The following is a 25,216-nucleotide window of genomic DNA, read 5'->3' on the forward strand; positions in this document are numbered from 1 at the left end:
ATTTTTATTTTAAATTATTCAGTATGTCATACAAAGCAGCACTCACATTGCCGCCTTGATAATTGTTGACAATCACGGCAAACACATATTTTTTTCCACTTTTTGAAGTCTGGTATCCTGCAAAAGATTTGCAATTGCGTATTGTCCCACTTTTCATTTTCATACCATTATTTTGAGTCGGAAATCCTGCCCAATATTCCTCAAACCAAGTTTGTTTTTTGGCGTATAGCAAAGCTTGCACCTCAGCTTTTGCACTCACATAATTCTGTGGAGAAAGTCCGCTTCCATCTGCAAAATTAATCATATAAGAATTAATGCCTTTAGATTTCCAGAAATCTTGCAAATAATCTACACCTTCTTTGAAACTACCTTCTCTACGTTTTTCTTTCGCCATGGTTTTTATGAATGTTTCGCCATATAGATTAACACTTTTTTGTAGAAAATAATATACAATCTTGTCTAAAGTTGGCGATTTGTAATTTAAAATAATTGAATTTTCTGGCGCAAATTGCAGCGGTTTTCCTTCAATTTTTAAATTTGAATTCGTTAGTAATTCACCCTGAAATTCTATGCCAGCTTCCTTCAACCAATTTTTTATTTCTAAAGCCAATGCCAACGGCGGATTTGGGATAGAGCCCGAAACTGTGTATTTTTTGTTTGCGGGCAAGGTTCCATTTATCAAACCTACACCAGAATGTGGCGCAGTGAAAACCAAACTATTATCAGAACTTCCACCTGTTTTTACTTCGCTCACCCATTTTATATGCTCCATTGGGATATTGAACCCTTTGATTTCGGAACCAACCATATACATATCAAACTGATTTTCTCTCCAATTGACGCTCCAAACACCGCTTCCGTAGTAATTTCCCAAATCGTCCCAAGGATAACCACCTGGAATAGTTTGAAAATCAAAATAAGAATCATCAATAATTAAATTGCCTTCAATTTTTGTAATATTTTTATTTTTTATTGAATTTATCAACGCTTTTTTGAAATCTTCTGGTTTGTATCCATCATATCTCCAACTTCCTAAAGTAGGGTCTCCGTTGGATTTAATAAATAAATTTCCTTCTAAAATTTCCTTTTCAATTTTTCCAGAATATGAAGCAGTTGTGTTGTAAGTGTAATTTTTTCCTAGTGTTTCTAAAGCTGCTGCAGCACTAAATATTTTTTGCGTAGAAGCCGTCGAAAGTCCTTTATTTCCATTGTATTCATATACTAAATCGCCGTTTTCTTCGGCTACGTAAATAGATAAATTGGCAGAATAAGCAGATGAACTATTGAGTATTATTTTTGTTTCGGCATCTAATTTTGAAGCAATATTCTGACTGAAAAATAGTTGTATTGCGAATAGAAAGAGCGTGGAAAAGGATTTCATAGATTAATTTAATAGAGTAAATATAAATAATTTAACGTGAAAGCATCTTCTTTATTGATTGAAGTTTTACGAATTGAAGAATGAATTTTTTGGATTTTCAGGCAAAAACTGCTATTTGGAAGATACTTTGAGGCGCAATCTTGCAAAAAATGCACTATATCTGTTTAAATATGTGGAAAAAGTGGCTCACGGATTTCACAGATTTGCACGGATTTTTGTGTTTTTAATTTTGGTTGCACCTTCAGTAGCAATCTTACCTTTTACTAGAAATCTGGAATATGCATTGAGGCGCAATCTTGCAAAAAAATTTACTACATCTGTGTAAATCTGTGAAATCTGTGAGAAAAGTAGCTCACGGATTTCACAGATTTGCACGGATTTTTGTGTTTTTATTTTTGAATGCACCTTCAGTAGCAATCTTACCTTTTACTAGAAATCTGGAATATGCATTGAGGCGCAATCTTGCAAAAAAATTTACTATATCTGTGTAAATCTGTGAGATCTGTGGGGAAAGTAGCTCACGGATTTCACAGATTTGCACGGATTTTTGTGTTTTTAATTTTGGTTGCACCTTCAGTAGCAATCTTACCTTTTACTAGAAATCTGGAATATGCATTGAGGCGCAATCTTGCAAAAAAATTTACTATATCTGTGTAAATCTGTGAGATCTGTGGGGAAAGTAGCTCACGGATTTCACAGATTTGCACGGATTTTTGTGTTTTTATTTTTGAATGCACCTTCAGTAGCAATCTTACCTTTTACTAGAAATCTGGAATATGCATTGAGGCGCAATCTTGCAAAAAAATTTACTACATCTGTGTAAATCTGTGAGATCTGTGGGGAAAGTAGCTCACGGATTTCACAGATTTGCACGGATTTTTATGTTTTTAATTTTGAATGCGTCTTGATGCGCTATATTATCTTATACTTGAAATCTGGAATGCGCTTTGAGGGGCAATCTTACAGTGCTGAACCAGTTTTTACCTCATAAGGTTCCTTCCCATTTTCAAATATTCTGGTGTTGTGCAATCCTTCTACAGTTATTCTATCGCCGATTCTTCGAATCCAGTTTCCTTCTCTTAAACCAACAACTTTAATTTCGTTTTGCGTCAAAAATTCTAAGATTCTAGTTTCTCTGGTTTCGCCATTGTGCTGTAATTCTGGATTTGGGTCTAAATAATGCGCGTTGATATTAAAGGGAACCAAACCCATGCAATTGAAATTGGAGGGAATTACAATCGGCATGTCATTTGTTGTTTGCATGTTCAATCCGCCAATGTTGCTTCCTGCACTAGTTCCAAGATAGGGCTTTCCATTTTCTAAATTAGTTTTCAAAACTGTCATCAAATTTTCATCGTGCAACGTTTTTACCAATAAAAAAGTATTTCCACCACCTGTAAAGTAGGCTTTTGCAGAATTGATAGCTTCAACTTTGTCTTTAAATTCGTGCAAACCTTTTACTTTAATATTTATTTTAGAAAAATATCCTGCAACTTTTAAGGTGTAATCGTCAAGCGAAATCCCGCTTGGTCTTGCGAATGGAATGAATAGAATTTCATCAATTCCTTGGTATAATTTCACCAATTCTTCCGCTAAATATTCTAAATAATTCCCACCATAAAGTGTGGACGTTGAAGCTAATAATATGTTCATTTTTTAAATTTGTGGTTTTTAAAACGCAGAGACGCAGAGATTTTTATTAAACTGGGTGTAAATTGTTACGCAGAACCATTTCATTTAGCAAAGATCAAAAGAATGAATTCTAAATTCATAAGCGGTAAAAAAAATATTTAAAATTTTTGTTGCAATTTACTTTTTACTTACATCTTTTTACTTAAAAAACATCTTCATCTTCGGTCACCGCAGTTCCGTCTGCCATGAGATAGGCTTTCAAGAAAGGAGTGATGTGGCCGTTCATTACGCCGTCTACATCAGAAGTTTCGTGTGCAGAGCGCACATCTTTCACCAATTTGTAGGGATGCATCACATAATTACGGATTTGGCTTCCCCACTCTATCTTCATTTTTCCGGCTTCTATTTCGTTTCTGGCTTTCATTCTTTCTGCCAATTCTGCTTCGTATAATCTAGATTTCAACAATTGCATTGCCTTTTCTTTATTCTGCAATTGGGAACGACTTTCGGAATTTTCTATAATGATTCCGGAAGGAGCATGACGAAGGCGAACTGCAGTTTCCACCTTATTTACGTTTTGTCCACCTGCGCCAGAACTTCGCATGGTTTCAAAGGAAATATCTGCAGGATTGATGTTGATTTCTATAGAATCATCTACCAAAGGATACACATAAACCGATACAAAACTGGTGTGCCTTTTTGCATTACTATCGAAAGGCGAAATTCTCACCAATCTGTGTACGCCATTTTCGCCTTTCAAATATCCGAAGGCAAATTCGCCATCTATTTCTAGAGTAACGGTCTTTATACCAGCTACATCTCCTTCTTGAAAATTCAGCTCCGTCAATTTGTAGCCTTGTTTTTCTGCCCACATCATATACATTCTCATGAGCATTGCTGCCCAATCGCAAGATTCCGTTCCACCTGCGCCCGCGGTTATTTGCAGTACAGCAGAAAGTTCATCACCTTCGTTAGAAAGCATATTTTTGAACTCGAGATCTTCTATTTTTTCTAGTATTTTTGGAAAAACGATGTCTAATTCTTGTTCACTTTCTTCATCTTCTTTTGCAAATTCTACCAAAACTTTCATGTCTTCCATTTTGGTATGAATTTCATCATAAGCTTCTACCCATTTCTTTTTAGATCGTAATTGTCGCAAGAAAATTTCGGCTTCTTTTGGGGCATTCCAAAATTCTGGTGACGCAGTTTTTTCGTCATCATTGGCAATTTCTATGCGTTTTTTATCAATTTGAAGGTATTTGTACAATTCTTCAATTCGCTTTTCTATATCTTTTAGTTGGTCACTATTAATCATAAGATCACAAAAATAATGAATTTTTTAATGAGAATATTTATTTGGGCAGACATTTGATTTCGCCTTAAGCCTATTATTTATTTTTGGGATACCTTCAACTTCGTTCGTAACCTTCGATTAGTACCTTTTGCTTTGATCTCGCTTTTCCCTCCACTTTCCAAACAAAAAAAGAATTTAGATGATTTTAATAGAAGTAAAAATTCTGAATTAATTTTTTTTCAAAAAAGGGTTTCTGATAAAGTTGGGCTGCAAAGTATTTCTCGTTTCACACTGATGTAATAATTAAAGTCTAATATTTTTAGAAAAAAAATTAATCGGTAGATAACTTTGCATAACCGTAATTATCTGACCAGCCAGATTTTAATGGCAACAATTTTCTAGTGTGAGCTTCTCGCAACATTCCAACTTTTTCTAAAACTTTCATAGAACCGATATTTCCAACCGCACAACATGCTTCTATGCGGTGAAGTTTTAACTCTTGGAAGCCAAATTTTAAAATAGTTTTTAATGCTTCTGTAGCATAACCTTTATTCCAAAATTTAGGATGAAATTTAAACCAAACTTCCGCATTTTTATAAGCAGCTTTTCCAATATTTATTCCAATCAATCCTATGAATTCATCGTTTGATTGTACTTTAACTGAAAATGTGAACCTTTGAATACCTTGTTTTTTATTTTCTAAAATCCAATTTTCAACCAAAGATTTTGTTTCTTCAATATTTTTTGGAATCCCTAAAGTATTGTATTCATCAACCTCTGGTAAAGAATGCAAAACATGTACATTTCCTATATCTAGTGCTGTTACCAAATTTAACGTCAATCTTTCGCTCTCCAAAATCATTCTCTGCGTATTTAGCTTTTAGTTATTTTAATTCTTTACGCTTTGCCGTTTTCACCGTGCTCAAAGCCAATCGTTTTCCTCTGTGGTTCTGCAATTCGGTAAGAATCCAGTTCAAATTTCAGTTGGTCGATCCTATTTTTAAAAACATCATAATCGTGTGCCGCAACTTCATTTATAAAATATTGGATGGACTGCAGATAATTGTCTGTCAATTTACTTTTACTTTCAATATAGCTCAATTCCAAAATTTCTCGTTCTATATGGAAATGCGGATTTTTCGTTTTCAAATATTTACTTCTCAGTCGCTTCTTTACACTTTGTGTAAAATCTATAACCATCGTGTTGCTGAATAATTTCATCCGCGATGCATAATTCAACCAAAATGGTTTGGAATCTGCCTTATTGTATTCTAAAATTTGTGTCAATACAGATTCTTTCACCAAATTTGAAGTCAGGTATCGCAAAATCATCTGCGCTCGTTCGTCTAAATTCGGCGGAAAAACAGGAATTAAAATATCAAATCTTCCTGGAGAAAATACTTCCGCATCTACTTCTGACAATGAATCTGTGGCTGCTACCAACAATAAATTTTCTTCCGTAAATTTGTGAATAGAATGCAAAATAACATCCTCTGCATCATTTTTTGAAATGCTCGCAATATTTTCAGTATTTTTAATGGAAGATATTTCGTTAAAGTTTTCAATAAATAGGGTTTTATTTCCCTGCTTCATCATTATGGAAGTTAAATATTGTCCAAAATTATTTTTCGCATTTTGTATGTAGGATGTTTTTACTTCATTAAAATCATAATCAATAATTTCTGCAATTTTTTTTGCCCAAAATATTTTTCCACTTCCTTTTGGTCCGTATAGCATAATTCCGTTTGGTTTGTTTATACCCCAATCTAAGGCTTGTTTTTCATCTAAGAAAGGATCTAGCATTTCTGTAATATAAAAATACAAATCTCTATATCCGATGAAATCTCTGTTTGCCAAAGCTGTTTTCTTTCCAAAATAATCATAGACAAATTGGTAATTCCCACCCAATTCATGGTCGATTCCAAATTTTGAAACCGAAGATTTGTACAAACCATTCTCATATAAAATAGGCACATTTTTCTTCACGATTTCTTCCACTTTTTCTACGGGCTGGTTGATTTCTTTAGCTATTTGCTTGCACGATTTTTCGTCTGCAAGATCTGCCTCATATTTTTGTAGGAATTCTAAATTTTCGCGCGCAAATTTTTCAAAATCATCTTTTACTTCCATATTTGGGAAAAGGCAACTGGATAATTCCAAGTCAAAATCTTGAATAAAATTTTTGATGGTATTTGTTGAGATGCCAATATCTAAAGCCAATTCTGTAATCTTCATTTGAAATTTTTATTAAAAATAAAGAAAATTTAATTATTAAAAAATAAGTTGTTAAAATGTTTGAAATTAAACCAATAAGGTAGATGAAGAAATTAAGGCCATTAAGAAAAAAATCAATAGATTTTATGCACTGCTGAAATTTGCTTGGAAATTCTTAATTTTATTAATCCCTGAAAAAACTTAGTGGTCAATTTCACAATATTTTAATTTTAAAAAAATTGTAACGCTTCCTGATTTCTGCTTACTTATATCTAAAATATAATAATGGAGAAAATTCTTACCGTAAATAATCTTACGAAAAAATTTAAGAGAATTGCCGTCAACAATATTTCCTTTGATGTAGAAAAAGGTAATGTTTACGGACTTCTTGGTCCCAATGGAAGCGGGAAATCTACTACTTTTGGTATGTTGCTTTCCACCATCAACCCAACTTCTGGAAGCTGGACGTGGTTTGGAAAAGCAGGAACAAATACTACAACTCTCAAAAATATTGGAGCTATTATAGAGCAACCCAACTTTTATCCTTACTTAAATGCGGAGAAAAATTTAAAAATTGTAGCCCAAATAAAAGGAACAAACTACCAAAGAATAGATGAAGTTCTAGAAACTGTAGGTCTTTTGGCTCGGAAAAACGATAAATTTTCTACTTATTCGCTGGGAATGAAGCAGCGTTTGTCCATCGCTTCTGCACTTTTGAACAATCCAGAAGTATTAATACTAGACGAACCTACAAATGGTTTGGATCCAGAAGGTATCATCCAAATTCGAGAAATCATCCAAGATATTGCGAAAAAAGGAATTACCATCATCATTGCAAGTCACCTTTTAGACGAGATAGAAAAAATTTGCAGCCACGTGATTGTGTTAAAAGAAGGAACAGCAATTTATTCTGGAACAGTAGATGGAATGACGAGTTCTAAAGGATATTTTGAACTAAAAGCCGATCAGCAAGACGAACTTTTCAAAATTTTAGAAAGCAGTCATTTATTTTCAAATGTAACGGTGAAAGGAGATTTGATTACTGCTTACATTAATGAAGATATTTCTGCTACAGATTTGAACAAAAAAATGGTGGAAAATGGTATTTATCTTTCCCTATTGGTGAAGAAAAAACAATCGCTGGAAAGTCAATTTTTAGAACTCGTAAAAAACAACGCATAATGATAAGATTATTAAAACTAGAACTACTTAAAAACTTGAATTATAGACCATTCAAAGTTTTTACAGCCATATACTTTATCGTTTTGGTCGCGCTACTTTTCATCGGTTTGGTAGATATTAAATTGACAGACTCTTTCACTTTAAATCTTAAAGAAGAAGGCATCTACAATTTCCCTGGAATTTGGAATTTCACAACTTATATTGTAGCAATTTTCAAAATATTTTTAGGTTTAATCATTATTTTCTCAATCACACAAGAGTTTAACAATAGAATGTTTAAACAAAACACGATTGACGGATTGAGCAGAGAAGAATTTGTGCTTTCAAAAGTGATTACCATCGGTTTATTTTCGGCAGTTTCTACCTTGGTTGTATTTTTAATTACTTTGTTTCTAGGCTTTCAATATTCAGAAAGTACGGATTACAAATTGGTGACCGAAGAAATGTATATGATAGGAGATTATTTCTTAAAACTGTTCGCCTTCTTTAGTTTTCTCTTGTTTCTATCCGTTCTTTTGCGCAAATCTATGTTTGTATTCTTAAGTTTTTTCGGTTGGTGGATAATTGAAGGGATTCTAGGTGGAATAGAAAGTTTCATGAAAATGCGCGGAGTACACGGAGATATATTATTAGCGACGAAAGACAAATTTTTCTTCTCACATTTGCTGCCGTTAGAAAGCATGTCGGAATTGATTCCAAATCCATTATTAAGATTAAAAATTGCTGAAAAAATGGGAGCAGAATACACGTTTAATTATCCATTTGATAGTTTGATTGCCTGCATTGTTTGGACCATAATTTTCATCACCGGAACTTATTTTCTATTGAAAAAAAGAGATTGGTAGATTTAGGCTTTAGATAAAAAATAATAATTCGTTTCAAAATTTTTGGAACGAATTTTTCTTTTGTAAATTTATCACGTTCATATTTTAAATATGAGAAATAAATATTTTTTTGTTTTGATTTTATTTATAGCTTTTTTTGAATTACATGCTCAAGAAATTAAAATTATTAGTGTAGATAAAAAAAGTGAATTTAGTTACACTTATTTAATTATTAATTGTGAAATCATAAATGATACAGATAGTGATATTATTTTACCATTACAAAATAGTGCTGAAAATAATTATTATATTCAATTGTTCAATTACACTGTTTCAACAAGAAAAAAAAATGTTTTTAAATCTCGAGAAAGTCCACCTCCACCAATTTGGGTTCCTAACTTGGTGAAATTTTCGAAAGAAAGTGTTTTAAATATCCCCAGTAAAAGTTCAACATCGTTTTCTATAGCCACGAACAAATTTCCATTTAGAAGGGTTTATAAAGATAAAAACCAAATTAAGAAAATCAGAATTATCTACTCTCCGCAAGAATTTGATAATAGAGATATTCATTTTGAAGAGGATCTACAAGATTTACAATTTTATACCAAGGAAATAAAAAGTAAATATTTTAAATTAAAGTAAGGATTTAAATTTTAGTTTTAAGCTTACTTAGAAAATTCATTTAGAATTTTTTTAAAATCTAAATTTTTTGAACGAGGCCACTTTGTCAAAGTTAAAATCTTTGACAAAGTTTTTTATTGAATCCACTTTATATTAAAAAATACAATTTGAATAGTAAACTTTGTCAAAGTACAATTGCAACGCTTTACAACTTTGACAAAGTAGCGGATTAAATTCAACATAAATCAATGTCTACATCAAACTTACAAAACAAGCCTATTATCTCATTTTTAGTTTTCTATTATTTCTGCAAATTTCAGTTTTAAGTTTGGTAAGAAAGTTAAGATAGTGCTGCCAAACCTTGTCAAGGTTAACAAAGCTAAAATCTTTGACAAAGTTTGTTTTGAAAGCTCTTTAATTCAAGTATAAACTTTGTCAAAGTACAATTGCAACGCTTTACAACTTTGACAAAGTGACGCGTATAGTCGATTGAAGATCTAAAAAAACATTTTTAAAATTCATTTCAGTACATGACAAAAAATAAAATGTGAAAAATTAACCACAAAAGCAGATGTTTTTAGACTTAAGTAGGTAAAAAAAGTTGAAAGTAAAGTATTTTCTCACTTATTTTGACTTTTAAACTACTTTTTTAGCAGTTTCCTTTTGTTACTTTTGTGGTTTAAAATTTTTGTCATATCCTAAAAAAATTCATTCTTAAAAACACTCAAAAATTCCCTAAATTTGCAATTCCAAAAAAAGCAAAATATTTATGATGACTTCTCAACAAATACGCCAACAATTTTTAGATTTTTTTCAGTCTAAACAGCATCTCATCGTTCCTTCTGCACCAATTGTGCTAAAAGATGATCCTACTTTGATGTTTTCCAACTCTGGAATGACGCAGTTTAAAGATTATTTCCTCGGTTACCAAGAACCAAAATCTGTACGAATTGCAGATTCTCAAAAATGCTTGCGCGTTTCTGGAAAACACAATGATTTGGATGATGTTGGAAGAGATACCTATCATCACACGATGTTTGAAATGCTGGGAAACTGGTCTTTTGGAGATTATTTTAAAGAAGAAGCCATAGATTGGGCATGGGAATTATTGACGGAAGTGTATAAAATTCCGAAGGAAAACTTGTACGTAAGTATTTTTGAAGGAGATGCTTCAGAAAATTTAGATAAAGATACAGAAGCGCAAAATTTTTGGAAAAAATTCGTCACCGAAGATAGAATCATCAACGGAAATAAAAAAGACAACTTCTGGGAAATGGGCGAATCTGGACCATGTGGTCCGTGTTCCGAAATTCATGTAGATTTAAGATCTGAAGAAGAAAAAGCGAAAATTTCTGGAAGAGACTTGGTAAACAACGATCATCCACAAGTTGTGGAAGTTTGGAATTTAGTTTTCATGGAATTTAATAGAAAAGCCGATGGTTCTCTAGAAAATCTACCTGCAAAACATATAGATACCGGAATGGGTTTTGAGCGTCTTTGCATGGCTTTGCAAGGGAAATCTTCCAATTACGACACCGATGTATTTTCGCCATTAATAGAAAAAGTAGAGCAACTTTCTGGTGTAAAATACACGGGAATTTTGGAAAATGAAAAAGATATTGCCATTCGTGTTTTGGTAGATCATATTCGTGCGGTTTCTTTTGCGATTGCAGACGGACAATTGCCTTCTAACAATGGTGCTGGTTATGTAATACGAAGAATTTTGAGACGTGCAATTTCTTATTCTTACCGATTTTTAGATATGAAAACGCCTTTTCTTTTTGAATTGGTTGCCGTGCTGAAAAATCAGATGGGAGATTATTTCCCTGAACTTTCTAAACAAGAAAAATTGATCACAGAAGTGATCAAAGAAGAAGAAATTTCTTTCTTGAAAACTATTGAATATGGTTTGATAAGATTGGATGCCATCATCAAAGAAACTCAAAAATCTGGAAAAAGCGTTTTACCAGGAGCAGAAGTTTTTGAATTATACGATACCTTCGGATTTCCGGCAGATTTATCTAGAATAATTGCCGAAGAAAAACAACTTTCTATAGACGAAAAAGGTTTTGAAGAGGAAATGCTGAAACAAAAAACCAGATCTAAAAAAGATTCCACTTCTAAAGTTCAAGATTGGGTAATTTTAGATGAAAAACCGCAGGAATTTGTAGGTTATGATACTTTAGAAACCGAAACGAGCATTAACAGATACAGAAAAATAGAAAATAAAGACGGAGAATTTTTTCAAATTGTTCTATCAAAATCCCCATTTTATGCGGAAGGAGGTGGCCAAATTGGAGATCGAGGGTTTATTGAAAATATTAATGGGGAATTTGAAATTCTAGAAACTAGAAGAGAAAACAATCTTATCGTTTCTTTAATAAAAAATTTACCAGAAGATCCAACTGCAGTTTTTTATGCAAAAGTAAATGCAGATTTACGAAAAAATACAGAAGCCAATCACTCGGTTACGCATCTTTTGCATGAGGCTTTGCGCGAAGTTTTAGGAACGCACGTAGAACAAAAAGGATCTTTTGTAGGTCCAGATTATTTGCGATTTGATTTCTCTCACTTTTCAAAAATGAGCGAAGAAGAATTGCAAACCATTGAACAAATGGTTAATAAAAAAGTGAAAGCCAATATTGCTTTACAAGAATTTAGAAATATCCCCATCAAAGAAGCCATGGAAAAAGGAGCAATGGCACTTTTTGGCGAAAAATATGGCGACAATGTTCGCATGATTCAATTTGGAGATTCCCGAGAATTGTGTGGTGGCACGCATGTGAAATCTACCGCAGAAATTGGACATTTCAAAATACTATCTGAAAGTTCTACAGCTGCCGGAATTCGTAGAATTGAGGCTATTTCTGGAGAAAAATCTCAAGAATATTTTGCTGGTTTGGAAGTTGAAATGAAAAATTTAAACCAACTTTTGAAAACGAAAGATGTAGAAAAATCTGTTCAAAATTTAATTGCCGAAAATGCGCAATTGAAAGCTGAAGTTGAACAATTTAAAAAAGAGAAAGCGAAAGAAGAAATTCACATCTGGAAAACAGAATACATTACCAAAGAAAATTTTCAAATTTTGGTGAAGAAAACATCCATGGATGCTGCAACCGTGAAGGATTTGGTATTTCAATTGAAGAAAGAAACGCCAAAATCCATCAGCATTATTTTATCTGATGCAGACCAAAAACCAATGATTTCTGTGGGAGTTTCTGCAGATTTGGAAAGCGACTACAACGCTGGAAATTTGGTGAAAGATCTTGCCAAAGAAATACAAGGTGGTGGTGGCGGAAACGCAGGTTTCGCGACTGCCGGCGGAAAAAAACTGGAAGGTTTGGAGAATGCTTTTCAGAAGGCTTTGTCTATAATTTAACCACAAAGTTTTTTTCGTTAAATTTAAACTTCAATATTTTAACACATAAGTCACATAAGTTTAGTGAAATAAATGCGTAAAAAAGTTTACATAAGAAAAATCAAAGATTTTTAAAAAACGTCAAACGTTTGGCATTGCTTCTCACGGTAGAAATGGGGATCGAATAGATAAAAAAACTTTTTAAAATTGGAATCTTTCGCAGCCCGACTTGAGTGGAAATCCTTTTTGTGTAGCGCAGCGAAACAAAAAGATTGGGAACGGAAGGCGGATTAAGCTGCCCAAATAAAACTAGCATGAAAGAAGAAAAACAAACCAACTGGAAGCGGCTTTATATCGGCTTGATTGTCATCACTTTTTTGATGATGTTTGCGATGTATCTATTCCAAAATTATTATAAATGAAGCAATTAGATTGGATAGTTTTAGTTGGTGTTCTCTTATTCATCGTGGTTTATGGCGTTTATAAATCTCGACAGGTAAAAACTTCAGATTCCTTTCTCGGCGGAAAAACCAATCCGTGGTGGATGGTTGGTTTGGGAATAATGGCGACACAAGCGAGCGCAATTACCTTTCTTTCTACGCCAGGACAAGCCTTTAACGATGGTCTTGGTTTTGTGCAATTCTATTTCGGATTGCCTATTGCAATGGTGATTTTGTGCGTTTGGGTTTTGCCTAAATTTTTCAAAATGAATGTGCTAACTGCGTATGAATATTTAGAAAAACGATTCGGATTGTCTACCAGAATTCTCACCGCAATTTTATTTCTCATACAAAGAGGTTTGGCTGCCGGAATTACCATTTTTGCACCCGCAATTATTTTATCTACCATTTTAGGATGGAATTTGATGTGGACCAACATCGTAATTGGTGCATTGGTTACTATTTACACCTTAATTGGTGGTACCGAAGCTGTGAGCCAAACGCAGAAACAGCAGATGATTGTCATTTTTATTGGGATGTTTTTGGCGTTTTTTCTCATTATGCAAAATTTACCGCTAGATTTTAATGATGCACTTCTCTATTCTGGGCAAATGGGAAAACTCAATCCTGTGAGTTTTGAGTTTGATGTAAGCAATCGCTACAATATTTGGTCGGCGTTTTTGGGTGGTACGTTTTTATTTTTAAGTTATTTTGGGACAGATCAAAGTCAGGTGCAGCGATATTTGACGGGCAAAAGTTTGAAAGAAGCAAGATTGGGATTGCTTTTTAATGGTTTGTTCAAAATCCCGATGCAGTTTTTTATCCTGTTTATTGGGGTGATGGTTTTTGTATTTTTCCAGTTTGAAAAAACGCCTTTAAACTTCAATCCGCTTTCTCAAAAGTTAGAAAATACGGCGGAATATAAAGATCTGAATGCCAAATTTGATAAAAATTTCGCCCAGAAAAACGAAAAAATTGCCGAGTGGAAAACCTCGCATTCAGAAAAAACGATGCAAGAGTTGAAAGATTTGCATACGGAAGAAGTTGCGATACGTGGAGATGTGAAAAAACTCATCGACGAAAAAGCACCCGAAATAGAATCCAACGACAAAGATTACGTCTTTATCTACTACATTCTCAACTATTTGCCAACAGGAATTGTAGGGTTATTGATAGCCGTAATTCTCTCTGCCGCAATGAGTTCTACCGCTTCAGAATTAAACGCTTTGGCAACCACCACGGTGGTAGATATTTACAAAAGAAATTTTGCGCCCAACATTTCGGAGAAAAAATACTTAAACGCTTCCCGACTTTTTACCCTAATGTGGGGAATGATTGCCATCTTTTTTGCGGTAAATGCCAGTTTGTTCGAAAACTTAATACAAGCCGTCAACATTGTTGGTTCCTTATTTTACGGTGTAATTCTCGGCGTATTTGCCATCGCTTTTCTCTTCCCAAAAATTGGTGGAAAAGCCACAATGTGGAGTATTCTAATTGTAGAACCCATCATCATCCTACTCTACTATTTAGATTTCTCTGAAAAGATAGAGCTAGAATTTTTGTGGCTCAATCCTATTGGATGTTTGTTGATGATTGCAGTTGCGGGAATTTTGGAAAGGGTTTTGGGGAAATAAAGATGAAAAAATGGAAGTTAAAATTTGTGTCCATTATAATTTAATTTGCTAAAAAATTCATAAAACTACTTTAATAATGATTCAATCTAATTTTATTTTCAACGAATACATTAATTTAAGAATCTAACTTGTAAGTTAATTTTAAAATAACACTTATCGTTCTCTTCATAAAGCCAACCATAATAATATTTTTTAGCCGACATAGGATTTGCATTTCCAGGGTTTGCAGCATCCTCACCAGTTCCAGGTTGTTCCAGAAAAGTGTTTTTTAATAAATAATTTCTGAAAAGATTTAGATCATAAACGTGAAAACATACTATATCCCCATCTTTCTTTACTATTACCACACCTCCAAATGAATCATATTCGCCGTGCCACGGAGTTTTAGTGGTCATTCCCATTGCAGAATCCATTAAAAACTTTTTTAATTTATATTCATACATTTTTTGTCCTGAATCTGTACCTTGGTAAAGATTTAATGGATCTTCATTTTCTAATGTATTTGTGATATCAATTAGTGATGATTTTTTATCGCGATATCTAAAATATAGTGCCCAAGCCATTATATCTGGCATATCTCCATCAATCATCTTCAGATTTAGTCGAAGCTGAGTAGATTGGATGCCTGCAAATGTTGTTACAAAACCTTCTTGTTCAATTCGGCGTATTCGATTGGTTATTTTTGGCGCAGTATAAGTTTCCTGATTAAACTTTGAAATTGAGTTAACATCAAATTCATTTACCTCAAAAATAAAATTTCCTTCCACGTCAGGATTGAAAAGCGTAGACTGACTGCCAAGTAAGCTCTTTATGCTAAATCCCAAATCTGCTTCTTTTGCAAGTCTGTGATCGTAAATTCTCAACTTTAAATCTGCTTTTGATTTTGCGCCAGCTTGAACTTTTGCAACCTTTAGTTCATCAAAATACTTATCTAACAATGGCAGTTTAAAAGTTTTCCCTGCTCCTTCTTTAATGCCTTCTAATAATAAATGTGACATGTCTTTAAAATCAGTAAAGGATTTTTCAACAATCAATGTTTTTACATCATCTTCTATCTTATATACTTTAATGCTATCGTTACGTTCAAATTTTAAATCATAACCAACATCTTTCTTATATGCAGCAATTACGTCATATACATTTTGAGGATCTATGTTTAAATCAATATCTGACTGAAACAATTTACCATCAGACATCAATTTAATTAAGGCATATAATTCACTCCACTCTCCTTTATTACCTGTTAACATATTTTTTTATTTAAAATTTGTTCTATAATCTTATTTGCTGTTGCTTGAATTGCTGGAACTGCAACAGAATTTCCAAATTGTTTATATGCTGATGCATCTGCAACTGGAATTAAATATTCATCTGGAAAACCTTGTAATCTAGCCCATTCTCTTGGTGTCATTTTTCGAATCCCTTCTCGATTAACCGTTCCTTTAATATGTGTTGTTGGCGTAAAATCTGTAATTCTATGGTCTAAAACTAAATTTCTTTCTCTTCCCATTCCACCAACAACAATGGCATTGCTAATTGCATCATCTGGGATTATTGCATAACCAAAACCATTGCCTTTACTTTCATGCCGTGCTTTATGGTTTATTAAAGTTTGTAGATATTGAGTTGAAAGAAAATATTTTGTTGGTGGAACATTTTTTTCTTTAATATCTGAAAACACAACCTTTTTATCAATGGATTTTGGATATTCAAAATTTTCAATTCCTAAATCATTTCTAAATCCTACTATATAAATTCTTTCTCTATTTTGTGGCACTCCAAAATCTTTTGCATTAACAATTTGTGGTTCGGGAACAAAATATCCCAAATCATTTCGTAAAACATTTAAAATTGTAGCGAGAGTTTTTCCTCCATTATGACTTCGTAATCCTTTTACATTCTCTAAAAAAACGGCTTTTGGTTTTTTTAATCTAATTATTTCCGCAACATCAAAAAATAATGTTCCTCTAGTATCTTCGAATCCGCCGCGTTTGCCTGCGATAGAAAATGCCTGACAAGGAAAACCTGCGCAGAGCAAATCAAATCCATCTGGAATATAAGATTTAGTCTCCTCTTTTGTAATATCTCCAAATGGTTTCTCCCCAAAATTAGCTTTGTAAGTCCGTTTTGCTTCTTTATCCCATTCACTTGTAAAAACACATTTCCCACCTAAATTTTGCAGAGCCAAACGAAAACCTCCTATTCCTGCAAATAAATCTATAAAAGTGAATTTTGGTTTTTCCACTGGCGGAAATGGAATTTCAAATGATTCAAAAAGTCCCATTTGTAATGCTTCTTCAGCTACTTTATTGGTAATAGTGTCTTCAGGGAATTTATATTCTAATATTTCTTTTGTAAAATGAATAGCATCATCTTTAAAAAATTTAGAAATACTCTTATTTTTTATACTTTGTAAATAATGCGTCAGAACTGCTTCTTGATTATTTTCTGGCTCTATTAATTTTATCCTAAACTTTTTATCTCCAACAGTTTCTAAAGATATTTTTTCTGTAAACTTCATTTTTTTGTTTTACTGCGTACTTTTCTCAAAGAGTTCACATATATTTATTTCCAATGCAATTGCTATTTTTTCTATCAATTCGATAGAAACATTGGTCTTTCCTTTTTCAATTAAATGCATGTAAGCTCTATCGATATTTGCTTTTAATGCAAGCTTTTCTTGAGATAATGATTTCTCTTTTCGTATTTCATAAATTCTCTTACCGAGCTTTTCTTTTACATTCATATTTTAATATTTGAACTGTTGTAAAATTTGTGTTTTGTAGTCAATACTACAACTGGCAATACACCACATTTTTTAATTGAGAGCTATTGTTTTGTAATTTTAATAAAACAATCATGCGTAAATTCATCGTTTATATTTTTCTATAAAATTTCAAATATTAAGCTCCACCTACAAAATATTAAGGCGAGCCTACAAAAAGGCAAGGCGAGCCTACAAAATTGGTAGGCTCGCCTACTAAAATGGTAGGCGCGCATACAAAATGTTTAGCCACGCCTACAAAAAATCAAGGCTCGCCTACCAAATTGGTAGGCGTGCCTATGAAAAAGTAAGGCGCGCCTACAAAATGTTTAGGCGCGCCTTTGAAAAGAAAAGCCGCACCACTCTTTTCAAATGGTGCGGCTTTAATTACCGTATTTCTTAAAAAAAATTAAGGATTCACGGTAGGTGGCGTGCTTGGTTTGTTTGCAAATTTGCTGTTCCAATCATCAACATCTTGCATTGCAATATCTAAACTTCCCTCATTGGCACGAGAGATTTGTAGATTTTGGGCATAGCGATCTACTTTTGTCATAATATCTGTACCGGCACCCAGTTGTATTTCTTGTATTGTTTCCAAAGATTGCACAAGAGCCATTCTATTGGCTTCCAGACTTTGATAATAGTTCAGCAAATCTGTTAATTCTTCTGGCGAATCTGCTCTACTTAGGGAGTCTGGAAACTGCGTAGCAATTCTGGAAATTAATCTTGCGTAACCTTCTCTGCCTTCTGCCATAGATCGCATACCTGTTTTTTCTTCGTTGGTAAGGTTAATTTTGTAAAGATCAAAAGGGCTAAGTGCAGCATTTACAGCTGCTGTAAAATCATCTGTTACTTTGGAATCTGGAATTGTTGAAATGAATTTTCTCATAATTTTGAATTTTAAATTGATGTTTGTGTTATTTTAAACAAGTTATAAATTTAAGAAACATTTTGATAGAATTTACAATTAATCTTTACCATATAGCACATTTGTTTTAGAATACATTTCTTATCCCTATTTTACTTGCAAAATCAAATATTAAGAACATTACGAAAATGAAACACCAGAAGGCATTTTAGTTTTTTTGACTGTAATATTACAGATTAAGTGCATCTTGAAAAACTCTTAAACATGCGCTACTTTTATCTACTTCCGTACTATTTAAAAATTTACAATTGAAAAAACATTTAAAATATCCAAAAATTCATGATTCAAATTAGAAATAATTAAACGAGCCTTATTGCTGCATAAATTGGATTTCACAATAAATAAGAAAAGGCTCAATCTTTCTCAAAACCACCTTCTTTATTTTCAATTATTCACAATTTAATGCGTTGTTTTGGAAGCTGTTAATTTATTTTAAAAAAAGTTAAAGCCTCCCAAATGGCGATGGAATGGACTCAACTTTGATACCGTACTTGTTTTTAAAATCTAAGCAAGATATATGGCATAAATCTCTTTTTTCTCACTAATATTTTAGAACATGATAAAAAGATGCTACAAAATAGCCATTGCAATATATACCATTGCATTGCTGTATATGATGTTTTTTGGCCTCGGTAGAGAAGCCTCCGATTATAGATTTCTACAGGTAAATCCTTTTCAAACGATAGGGCACTTCTGCAGCGCCAACATCAAACAGCAAGATTTTTTACTCAATATCATCGGCAATATATTTGTATTTTCTCCCTTCGGAATGCTGGGCATCATCATTAAAAAATTTCTGAGAATAAGAATTATTACCCTTCCCTTCGTACTTTTTATTGCGATATTAGAACTTACCCAATATTTCACCGGACGAGGCACGGCAGATATTGACGATGTTTTTCTGAATACTTTTGGGATGATGATTGGCGTGGGAATAATGAAGCTCTGGAATCTCTTGAGCAACTTCACCTTTCAGTTGTATTTTGGAGACAACGAAAAAGTACCAGTAAATTCTTGATTTAGTTTCGTTATTACAATTTCTTTTCAAATTTTAATTCTTTAATTTCTTTTTTTCGAGCTTGGTATTTAATTTCTACATTAATATTTTCTATCTATGAAAAAATTTTAAATGTGTTGCATATAAATAAATCTATTACAATTCTTAGCTAAACTAGGAAGAGCAGCACTTTCACAGCTTTAATAATTCTCTACTATCATTAAACATAATCCACGATCAATCTTCTTGCATTGCAGATTTACATTGCAATTTTTATAAATGCCTCATATTTTGTAATTTTATAAAAAAATATTGTTGTTATATTAATAATTTTAAATACATTTGGTAAACCAAACTGGTAAACCAATATTTTAATTTAAAACTATGATTAGAAATTTATTAATTAACACAAAACAATGTTGTGCAAAGGCTATTATGTTGATAGCATTCACACTTTTAGCAGTCAGTTTTTCTAAAGCACAAACGCTTTATACAACTACAGCATCGTTAGTATCTGCCGTCAATCTCGCCGGTACAAATGGAACTGGTGGCACATTTATCCTAAAAGATGGCACGTACAACAATGCAACAATGAGTTTTTCTGCAATTGCTACCGCTGCAAATCCTATCATCATAAAAGCGCAAAACATAGGTGGTGTTACTTTTACTGGTACTTCTTATGTATCTTTTGGTTATGGAGCAGCGTATATGACTTTGGAAGGTTTCAAATTTAATTGCACCGGAAATGTGAGCACTCTTGTGAAATTTCAAGGAAATAATAACATCCGGATTACAAGAAATGATTTTACATTGACCGTACCTGATGGTGTAACTACTTCTACTTGGGTTTTAATTGGAGGTGTATACAATGATACTACGCAACCTTATCAATTTTTAAGTCATCACAACAGGATAGATCACAATACCTTTCACGATAAAGGAACGGGTGGAAATATGATTCGAATAGATGGAACAAACTCTGCGCAAGTTTCGCAATATGACCAAATTGATCATAATTTATTTAAAAATAATGGACCACGAGTTGATAATGGACAAGAAACCATCAGAATGGGATGGAGTGCAATGTCTAATTCTAGCGCTTACACTACGGTAGAAAATAATTTATTTGTGAATTGTGATGGCGATCCAGAGATAATCTCTGTAAAATCTTGTGACAATATCATTAGAAATAATACTTTCCTCGGTAGTTATGGTACTTTATCCTTAAGAAGTGGAAGAAGAAATTTGGTACAAGGCAATTATTTTTTTAACAATGGCAGACCAGAAGGTCTTGCAGGAGATGGAACTACAGTTGTAAGAACTGGTGGAATAAGAATTTATGGTGTAGATCATGTGGTTGTCAATAATTATTTTGAAGGATTGACCGGTACTATTTGGGATGCGCCAATTACTTTAACACAAGGTGATGCTATAGACAATGGAACAAATACCAATTTGACGAGCCATATTCGTGCTCAAAGAGTGATGATTGCTAATAATACACTCGTAAATAATGTGCATGGAATACAAATAGGATATAGAAATGCAAACGGAAGTAGTGCCTACAATACTGCACTTTTGGGAGTAACTCTAGCCAACAATATTATTACAGGAAACCAAGGTAGTATGATAGAAGTTCTGGACAATGCATCTATCAGTGGAATTACATTTACTAATAATTTGATGTATCCTGTTTCTCCAGCTACACTATCTAGTGGAACAACAACCGCAATTGCTGCAAATATTCTAGATCCTACATTGGCAGCCAATGCTGCTACTTCCACATCAAATTACACCAATTGGAAAGCTACCGCGGCAACGCCTTCTTACGCAAACCCAAGCTATGCCAACATCACGCAAGTTCCCTCCATCACAGATGATATTGATGGACAAATAAGAACTTCGCCAAATAGCAATGTAGGTGCAGACCATTTGAGTACGGCCACAATCCAGAATATTCCGATGGTAGAAGCTACTGTTGGACCTTACGCTTACGAAAATATTCCTTTGGCTTTAACGCCAGTTGCAAATTTTAATGTTGCAGGCGAAATTAAACCTACAACAGTTACCACAGCTTTAGCTTGGACAGCAACTGTAGATACAACTTGGCTAAGTATAAATAATGCGAGCGGAACAGGAAATGCCACCATAAATATAACAGCTACAGCAAATACTACTGGAGCTGCAAGAAGTGGAATCTTAACGGTATCTGGAGCAGGAGTTGCACCAGTAACTTTGGCCATAAACCAAGACGGACCAACACTTACTTTGTCTGCAGTTACGGATTTTACAGCATCTGGTGAAACGAAAAACACGACCGTATCTTCCAACGTATCTTGGACAGCGAGTATCAATAATCCAAGTTGGTTGAGTATTAATACAACTTCTGGAACTCTTAATGGTACAATAAATATTACCGCGGCAGCAAACACGAGTACGACAGCAAGAACAGGAACATTGACTGTAATTGGAGGAGGATTGACAAAAACGCTATCAATATCACAAGATGGAATTCCATCTGGAGCAATAATGATCAATGCTGGTGTAGGAGGTTTTCCAGTAACGGTGACTGCAACAAACACGCAAGCTGGAGCCAATATTGCAACGAATACTTTGGATAAAGACGTCAACACAAGATGGTCGGATGATGGAAATGCAAATCCTTATGGTGTTTTAACCTATGATTTTGGATCTGAATATACATTAGAATCTATAAAAATAGCGACTACTGGAACATCTACTAAATTATATTTCTACGGTATTCAGTTTTCTACAGATGGCATCAATTACACAACTGTTTCTAATGTGCAGAGTGCGTATGCAAATCAAAATACTTATGCTACTTATCCATTTACGAATGTTGCTAGATATGTGAAAATAATTGGAGGTGGCAATAATTCTACAGGTTTCTCCACCGTATCCGAAGTTCAGTTTTTTGGAATATCTGCAGGTACATTATCTAGCAATGAGATTACAATTAAGAATGCTATCAGCATTTATCCTATTCCAGCAAATGATCACATCATCATAAAATCTATGAACTCTTTAAAAGGTAAAGTAGAAATAATTGCGATGGATGGAAGAAAGGTATTGGAGAAAAAAATCGACAATACATTAGAAATGTCTTTAGATGTGAGCAATTTGGTAAGCGGTACTTATAACTTAAATTTATATGATGCTGCATCTAATAGAATACTATCTAAAAAAATACTAATCGTTAAATAGAATTAATTTAAAATTGATTAAAAAAATAGTCTCTCGAATACGAGAGACTATTTTAATTTTGGTGCAGAAAACAATCTTAACTTTATCAAAAAAATTTAATTAGTTGCTTTATATTTTGTGTTGCTCCATTTATCAATATTGTCTGTGTTTATTTTAACATAATCATCGTTATTAGCTTTTTTTGCAAGTTCCAAAGATTTTTTAGCAGTTTCTATGGCTCTTTTATTTTTTCCGCTTGCTGCTTCTATTTCCGATTGTAATTTCAACATATAAAAAGTATCTGGTTCTAGCTTACTGGCTTTTTCAGAATAATTTAATGCTTTTTTCATATCAATCTTTTCTTGGAAATAATAACTTGCCGCTTGATGATAATCAGAACCTTTCGCGTCTTTCTTAGCAAGGGTAGTTTTGATAGATTCTAAAACTTGTTTCCTAGAATCCATAAAAATAGGAACTTTTACAGTTGTAGTTTCCCAAGTTAAAGTAAGATTTGCTTTATCTGTTTTCAAATCTTCAAAACCAATATTAAAAGTTTGAAAATTTGTACCACCTCTCTCTGGTCTTACTTTTGTTCTTACAGCTACCATGTCTTCTTTTAATTCTTTTGGTGCGCCCCATTGCTCGGTATCTTTGTATAAGATTATTTCCCATTCTGGTGTAGATGGTATTGTATACAAAGCATATTTCCCAGCTGCTACTTTTACTCCATTAAATGTTGCATCACTCCCAAATGTAATATCTGTAGATCCATTTGCACCCGTTCTCCAAATTTGATCCATTGGAACTAAACTGCCGAAAATTTTACGATCATTCGCAGAAGGACGAGAATATTCTACCGTAACATCCGACAAGCCGATGGATTGTTTAACAGTTGAAGAAGGACTTGGCGCTGGTGTTTTCACTTGGGCATTAGCAAAGGAAATTGTTGTTGCTAATAGTAATGTAGTAATTATGTTTTTCATTTAAAATCTTTAGCGAAAATTACTTAAAAAATATTTGATACACAACTGTAAAATTTAGAAAAAATAAATGCTATAAACTTGATACTGATGTTAAATTTAGTTCAGCAGATACAATTTCATTTTGTTTTCATATTCTGGTTTTGTAGCCAGGAATTTCCAGATTTTTTTGTCTTCTGGGTTTGATATTCTGTAGAAGATGATTTTATCTGCGGAATACTTGAAGTAAGGATGCGTTTTGAGCCAGCTTTCTGGTGCATTTACAAGCGTGTATTTTTGGGCTTTGCTGGCGTTTAGAGAAGCAGTTGCTACCAGCTTTTCTGCCAATTCTCTATCAATATTGTAAGTTTCAAAGATTTGATTTTTATTTACAAAACCGCCTAAGCTTTTTCTAAAACCTACAAATCCGTTTGCAGTTCGTTTATCAAATCCAAAATCCATCAGTTGGTCTGCCGTTATTTCATTTAAATCTAAGCCTGCAAAATTAGTTTCAGATTTTTGAGGTTTTAAATTATCAGTACTAGCTTCGTTATTTTTTCCGTTTGCAATTTCCAAAACAATGTAGGGTTTCATCTCCTCAAATTTGGCTTCGGTAATCATGTAGCAAGCTTTTATTTCATCTAGATTTTTAAAACTTCCCCGCAGTACATTGTTTTTATATTTTAAAATAGAAGCTGCTTGCTTTTCAGAAAATCCAAGATTCATCCAATCAGATTGGTCTAAATTGTTTGGATTAAATTGGCTATAAGTTATTTTTTGTTTAGAATTGTTCTCTGTTTTTAAGTTGCTATCCGTTTTTGAATAGGTATTTTGATTAAAACTTTCGGGAGTATTTTCTGGTAAAATAAGATAAGGAGATAGTTTTGCATAATTTTCTGGACTGATCATAAAGCATTCTTCAAATTTTTCTTTGCTTATAAAACTTCCACCCAAATAGTTTTTATACTTTACAATAGAGATTGCTTGCTTCTCTGAAAAACCTATACCTTGCCAATCTGCCGCAGTGTAAGAATCTGGATTAAATTTTCCCTTGGCTTGTACCTGATTTTTTGGGGTGTAGCCTTGCGGAGTATATTGTTGGTAATTATTTTGTTTAAAATTTTTTGCTTTTGTTTCGGGTAATTGTATGTAAGATTCTATTTCGGCATATTTTTCTGGTGAGATTGCATAGCATTTTTTAAGTTGAGCTTTATCTCCAAAACTACCGCCTAAAACATCTTTCCAATTTAAAATTGTACCCGCCTGATTTTCTGTAAATCCTAAAGCTACCCATCCTTGTTTATCTAGATCATTTGGATTAAAATCTGAAAGTTCTATCTCAGATATATTTGTTGGAGCGCTAAACTCCATAGTATCTGAAGCGACTTCTGTTTCAGCTTTTTGATTCAACTTAAAAATAAAAAAGGCGGCGCCACAGATGATAATAAAAAGCAGAATACCAATAATTCTATTTTTATTCATTTTCGTTGATAGTTTCTCATTCATTAAATAAAATTAATAAATAGTTTTGAATAAAAAATAAATTTTTTAATATTTTTTCAATCCAAATTATAACATATCTTTATTGAGTCAAAATAAATTCAGATTATTACTGCTAAAAAAGCGCTAATTAACTTCCCGATTGGGCTTATATAAATGTGGCTGTGGGCAGGATATTTTGGTTTTAATGGATCAGTCTCAAAACTTGGGGAGAAATTAAAATGAAGTAGTAAATTTGTGGGATGCTAAACGAAACTGAAATCTTGAAATTATTACTCCCAGAG

The 25,216-nt window shown here is 33.1% G+C and carries 18 protein-coding genes; 7 read left to right on the top strand and 11 right to left on the bottom strand.

Annotated features, from left to right (window positions below; translation table 11 throughout):
* Positions 1–4: 4 nt before the first annotated feature.
* From dacB to HNQ03_RS04165, 5 genes are all read right to left on the bottom strand, one after another.
* Positions 5–1,381, bottom strand: coding sequence for a D-alanyl-D-alanine carboxypeptidase/D-alanyl-D-alanine endopeptidase (gene dacB / locus HNQ03_RS04145; protein WP_173778398.1), 1,377 nt, complete (start codon positions 1,379–1,381; stop codon positions 5–7).
* A 960-nt stretch (positions 1,382–2,341) separates the two neighbouring features.
* Positions 2,342–3,034 carry a dipeptidase PepE gene (gene pepE, locus HNQ03_RS04150; RefSeq protein WP_173778399.1) on the bottom strand — a complete coding sequence of 231 codons (693 nt, stop codon included), beginning with the start codon at positions 3,032–3,034 and terminating at the stop codon, positions 2,342–2,344.
* Positions 3,035–3,215: 181 nt separating this feature from the next.
* Complete coding sequence (gene prfB, locus HNQ03_RS04155) at positions 3,216–4,328, bottom strand: peptide chain release factor 2 (protein WP_173778400.1); 1,113 nt, start codon at positions 4,326–4,328, stop codon at positions 3,216–3,218.
* Between the two features lie 310 nt (positions 4,329–4,638).
* Positions 4,639–5,169, bottom strand: a complete 531-nt coding sequence (locus tag HNQ03_RS04160) for a GNAT family N-acetyltransferase (protein WP_173778401.1) — start codon at positions 5,167–5,169, stop codon at positions 4,639–4,641.
* A gap of 35 nt (positions 5,170–5,204) precedes the next feature.
* The gene (locus HNQ03_RS04165) at positions 5,205–6,542 is read right to left on the bottom strand and encodes an AAA family ATPase (protein ID WP_173778402.1); all 1,338 of its coding nucleotides are present in this window, start codon (positions 6,540–6,542) and stop codon (positions 5,205–5,207) included.
* A gap of 264 nt (positions 6,543–6,806) precedes the next feature.
* On the opposite strand from HNQ03_RS04165, the gene HNQ03_RS04170 reads away from it, so the two are divergent.
* The 5 genes from HNQ03_RS04170 (at position 6,807) to HNQ03_RS04190 (ending at position 14,580) form a co-directional block, all read left to right on the top strand.
* Entirely contained in the window at positions 6,807–7,703 is an 897-nt protein-coding gene (locus HNQ03_RS04170) for an ABC transporter ATP-binding protein (RefSeq protein WP_173778403.1), read from the top strand.
* Positions 7,703–8,548, top strand: coding sequence for an ABC transporter permease subunit (locus tag HNQ03_RS04175; RefSeq protein WP_173778404.1), 846 nt, complete (start codon positions 7,703–7,705; stop codon positions 8,546–8,548). The genes HNQ03_RS04170 and HNQ03_RS04175 overlap by 1 nt, the downstream gene beginning before the upstream one ends.
* A 90-nt stretch (positions 8,549–8,638) precedes the next feature.
* Positions 8,639–9,169, top strand: coding sequence for a hypothetical protein (locus HNQ03_RS04180; protein ID WP_173778405.1), 531 nt, complete (start codon positions 8,639–8,641; stop codon positions 9,167–9,169).
* A gap of 751 nt (positions 9,170–9,920) precedes the next feature.
* The gene (alaS, locus tag HNQ03_RS04185) at positions 9,921–12,527 is read left to right on the top strand and encodes an alanine--tRNA ligase (RefSeq protein WP_173778420.1); all 2,607 of its coding nucleotides are present in this window, start codon (positions 9,921–9,923) and stop codon (positions 12,525–12,527) included.
* Positions 12,528–12,924: 397 nt separating this feature from the next.
* The gene (locus HNQ03_RS04190) at positions 12,925–14,580 is read left to right on the top strand and encodes a sodium:solute symporter (protein WP_173778406.1); all 1,656 of its coding nucleotides are present in this window, start codon (positions 12,925–12,927) and stop codon (positions 14,578–14,580) included.
* 110 nt (positions 14,581–14,690) lie between these two features.
* On the opposite strand, the gene HNQ03_RS04195 is transcribed toward HNQ03_RS04190, so the two are convergent.
* The 4 genes from HNQ03_RS04195 to HNQ03_RS04210 all read right to left on the bottom strand — a co-directional run bounded on the left by HNQ03_RS04195 (position 14,691) and on the right by HNQ03_RS04210 (position 18,233).
* Entirely contained in the window at positions 14,691–15,830 is a 1,140-nt protein-coding gene (locus tag HNQ03_RS04195) for an HpaII family restriction endonuclease (RefSeq protein WP_173778407.1), read from the bottom strand.
* On the bottom strand, positions 15,824–17,101 hold the full coding sequence (locus HNQ03_RS04200; protein ID WP_173778408.1) for a DNA cytosine methyltransferase: 1,278 nt from the start codon (positions 17,099–17,101) through the stop codon (positions 15,824–15,826). Before HNQ03_RS04200 ends, HNQ03_RS04195 begins: the two co-directional genes overlap by 7 nt.
* A 9-nt stretch (positions 17,102–17,110) precedes the next feature.
* Entirely contained in the window at positions 17,111–17,326 is a 216-nt protein-coding gene (locus tag HNQ03_RS04205; protein ID WP_173778409.1) for a helix-turn-helix domain-containing protein, read from the bottom strand.
* A gap of 427 nt (positions 17,327–17,753) precedes the next feature.
* Positions 17,754–18,233 carry a hypothetical protein gene (locus HNQ03_RS04210; RefSeq protein ID WP_173778410.1) on the bottom strand — a complete coding sequence of 160 codons (480 nt, stop codon included), beginning with the start codon at positions 18,231–18,233 and terminating at the stop codon, positions 17,754–17,756.
* A gap of 595 nt (positions 18,234–18,828) precedes the next feature.
* Between HNQ03_RS04210 and HNQ03_RS04215 the strand changes: the two genes are divergently transcribed.
* A complete protein-coding gene (locus HNQ03_RS04215) occupies positions 18,829–19,290 on the top strand; it encodes a VanZ family protein (protein ID WP_173778411.1) in 462 nt (153 codons plus the stop codon).
* A 414-nt stretch (positions 19,291–19,704) separates the two neighbouring features.
* Positions 19,705–22,494 (top strand): chondroitinase-B domain-containing protein, encoded by a 2,790-nt coding sequence (locus HNQ03_RS04220; protein WP_173778412.1) that lies wholly within the window; start codon positions 19,705–19,707, stop codon positions 22,492–22,494.
* 95 nt (positions 22,495–22,589) lie between these two features.
* Here HNQ03_RS04220 and HNQ03_RS04225 read toward each other — a convergent pair whose 3' ends face one another.
* Positions 22,590–23,456 (bottom strand): DUF2911 domain-containing protein, encoded by an 867-nt coding sequence (locus tag HNQ03_RS04225; RefSeq protein WP_173778413.1) that lies wholly within the window; start codon positions 23,454–23,456, stop codon positions 22,590–22,592.
* Positions 23,457–23,552: 96 nt separating this feature from the next.
* Positions 23,553–24,938, bottom strand: a complete 1,386-nt coding sequence (locus HNQ03_RS04230) for a hypothetical protein (RefSeq protein ID WP_173778414.1) — start codon at positions 24,936–24,938, stop codon at positions 23,553–23,555.
* Positions 24,939–25,216: the final 278 nt, after the last annotated feature.

The organism is Frigoriflavimonas asaccharolytica (assembly GCF_013294015.1).
Taxonomy (GTDB): domain Bacteria; phylum Bacteroidota; class Bacteroidia; order Flavobacteriales; family Weeksellaceae; genus Frigoriflavimonas; species Frigoriflavimonas asaccharolytica.

Coding starts and splice junctions, on each gene's coding strand:
- HNQ03_RS04200 (WP_173778408.1), bottom strand. CDS start 17,101: ATGAAGTTTACAGAAAAAATATCTTTAGAAACTGTTGGAGATAAAAAG.
- alaS (WP_173778420.1), top strand. CDS start 9,921: ATGACTTCTCAACAAATACGCCAACAATTTTTAGATTTTTTTCAGTCT.
- HNQ03_RS04220 (WP_173778412.1), top strand. CDS start 19,705: ATGTTGATAGCATTCACACTTTTAGCAGTCAGTTTTTCTAAAGCACAA.
- HNQ03_RS04215 (WP_173778411.1), top strand. CDS start 18,829: ATGATAAAAAGATGCTACAAAATAGCCATTGCAATATATACCATTGCA.
- HNQ03_RS04205 (WP_173778409.1), bottom strand. CDS start 17,326: ATGAATGTAAAAGAAAAGCTCGGTAAGAGAATTTATGAAATACGAAAA.
- HNQ03_RS04180 (WP_173778405.1), top strand. CDS start 8,639: ATGAGAAATAAATATTTTTTTGTTTTGATTTTATTTATAGCTTTTTTT.
- HNQ03_RS04160 (WP_173778401.1), bottom strand. CDS start 5,169: ATGATTTTGGAGAGCGAAAGATTGACGTTAAATTTGGTAACAGCACTA.
- HNQ03_RS04210 (WP_173778410.1), bottom strand. CDS start 18,233: ATGAGAAAATTCATTTCAACAATTCCAGATTCCAAAGTAACAGATGAT.
- HNQ03_RS04190 (WP_173778406.1), top strand. CDS start 12,925: ATGAAGCAATTAGATTGGATAGTTTTAGTTGGTGTTCTCTTATTCATC.
- HNQ03_RS04225 (WP_173778413.1), bottom strand. CDS start 23,456: ATGAAAAACATAATTACTACATTACTATTAGCAACAACAATTTCCTTT.
- HNQ03_RS04195 (WP_173778407.1), bottom strand. CDS start 15,830: ATGTTAACAGGTAATAAAGGAGAGTGGAGTGAATTATATGCCTTAATT.
- pepE (WP_173778399.1), bottom strand. CDS start 3,034: ATGAACATATTATTAGCTTCAACGTCCACACTTTATGGTGGGAATTAT.
- HNQ03_RS04175 (WP_173778404.1), top strand. CDS start 7,703: ATGATAAGATTATTAAAACTAGAACTACTTAAAAACTTGAATTATAGA.
- HNQ03_RS04170 (WP_173778403.1), top strand. CDS start 6,807: ATGGAGAAAATTCTTACCGTAAATAATCTTACGAAAAAATTTAAGAGA.
- HNQ03_RS04165 (WP_173778402.1), bottom strand. CDS start 6,542: ATGAAGATTACAGAATTGGCTTTAGATATTGGCATCTCAACAAATACC.
- HNQ03_RS04230 (WP_173778414.1), bottom strand. CDS start 24,938: ATGAATGAGAAACTATCAACGAAAATGAATAAAAATAGAATTATTGGT.
- prfB (WP_173778400.1), bottom strand. CDS start 4,328: ATGATTAATAGTGACCAACTAAAAGATATAGAAAAGCGAATTGAAGAA.
- dacB (WP_173778398.1), bottom strand. CDS start 1,381: ATGAAATCCTTTTCCACGCTCTTTCTATTCGCAATACAACTATTTTTC.